3 protein-coding genes are annotated in these 1,756 nt (G+C 30.4%); all 3 read left to right on the forward strand.

What is annotated here, in order from left to right:
- Positions 1 to 220: RteC domain-containing protein (locus tag RMO70_RS13175; RefSeq protein WP_310556899.1), on the forward strand; the 220-nt coding region annotated here is incomplete at its 5' end.
- Between the two features lie 293 nt (positions 221 to 513).
- A complete protein-coding gene (locus RMO70_RS13180) occupies positions 514 to 819 on the forward strand; it encodes a helix-turn-helix domain-containing protein (RefSeq protein WP_310556900.1) in 306 nt (101 codons plus the stop codon).
- Entirely contained in the window at positions 816 to 1,658 is an 843-nt protein-coding gene (locus RMO70_RS13185; RefSeq protein ID WP_310556901.1) for a transcriptional regulator, read from the forward strand. The genes RMO70_RS13180 and RMO70_RS13185 overlap by 4 nt, the downstream gene beginning before the upstream one ends.
- Positions 1,659 to 1,756 lie beyond the last annotated feature (98 nt).

Here is a 1,756-nt window from a genome sequence, read left to right on the forward strand (position 1 = left end):
ATTGTATGCGCTACATTATCAAGGAAGCTTCAACAACGGAAAAGCTGAGATTAAAGAAATTGCTAGTTACTTCGAATCCATTTTTAATATTGATTTAGGTGATGTTTATAGAAGTTGGTATTCCATTAGAGCAAGAAAAACCGAAGAAACCACTTATTTAGATAGTTTGATGAAAATTTTAAAAAAGAAAATTGATCACGAAAATAATAAGTCAAAATAGGGTTACCAAGTCTATACCAAGTTGTTCATCTATCGGATTCAAATTCTATACATAATCCTGAAAATCAATACTTATAGTGCTAATTATTAAAGTGTTTAAAGTAATACTTATTTTAAATTATTCAAATATTTTCAAAATAAACAATTAATAAAAAACTGTATAGTTAATTTAAACTGTTTTAACCATAAAAATCATTGTATAACAAAAAATCGTTACCAAGTTGATACCAACTTGGCAAACAAAACAAATCAAAACATACAATTTTGTACCATAACAATTTAAAACCTTTAGTTATGGCAATCGAAGTTATTACTCGCGAAGATTTAAACGAATTTCGTAAACTACTACTTTCTGATTTAAACGCAATGTTTAATTCAAAACCGCAACAGCAAAAACAATGGCTTAAATCTACCGAAGTCAGAAAGTTACTAAACATTTCTCCAGGTACTTTACAAAATTTACGCATCAATGGAGTGTTATCTTATACCAAAGTTGGCGGTATCATTTTCTACGCTTATGCAGATTTGCAAAAAGTTTTAGAAACCAACAAAGTAGAAGCAACTCCCAATTTGTTCAATCCTAAATGGTTGGTAAGATGAATTACATCAAACATCTTACAGGATTTTTCAATCGTTTATCGAATGAAGAATCACTAAATCCAACGCATATTAGTTTGTATTTAACGCTTTTTCAATGTTGGAATGTCAATAGGTTCAAAAATCCAATCATAATTTCTCGAGATGAAATGATGAAAGGAAGCAAAATTGCATCAAAAGCAACTTATCACAAGTGTATCAAGGAGTTGCAAAGATTGAAATTTTTAGATTATTTCCCATCGTATAATCCATACTCCGGAACAGAGGTTTTTATGATAAATTTTTCGGAAGGAAATAATTTCAATTCAAATAGTTCAGATGCAACCAGTTCAAATAATGAACAAACCACACCAATTTTTGACCAAACCGAACCAAAAAATGAACCAAAAAATGAACTGCCCTATATATATAATAATAAACAAACATTAAAAAACATTAAAAACATAGATATAGACACCAATTTTCAAAAATTTGATGATGATTTATTTTTAAAAAACGAAAATAAAAAAGAAGAAAAAAGTTCCGCCAAAAAAGAAGAAGAGTTTGTCACTTCGAGCGCAGTCGAGAAGCCAACAATTGATTTAGTCAAAGAATATTTCAAGTTTCAGAATTTCACAGAATTTGAAGCAGAACGATTTTTCAATTATTACTCCAGCATCGGTTGGCTGATTGGTGGAAAAACAAAAATGAAAGATTGGCAAGCAGCTGCACGAAACTGGATGTTGAACACACCAAAATTTTCGGTCAATTTGCCAAATCCATCAACTCAAAAAGCAAATCCACAACCCAGAGCCTACAACCTCAACGCAACCATTGATAAAAATTATGCAGAGCCATTGTAAAATCCTGATTTATGAATTCACAATACAATTATCCCGAAATGATAGCTTGGTTAGAACAAAAAGGCAAATTGCAGTTTGGCGAAAAGTTTCATTTCAGA

Source organism: Flavobacterium sp., assembly GCF_031422135.1.
Classification (GTDB): domain Bacteria; phylum Bacteroidota; class Bacteroidia; order Flavobacteriales; family Flavobacteriaceae; genus Flavobacterium.

Bases quoted from the DNA above. Each gene is read 5' to 3' on its own strand.
- RMO70_RS13180 (WP_310556900.1), top strand. From the start codon at position 514: ATGGCAATCGAAGTTATTACTCGCGAAGATTTAAACGAATTTCGTAAA.
- RMO70_RS13185 (WP_310556901.1), top strand. From the start codon at position 816: ATGAATTACATCAAACATCTTACAGGATTTTTCAATCGTTTATCGAAT.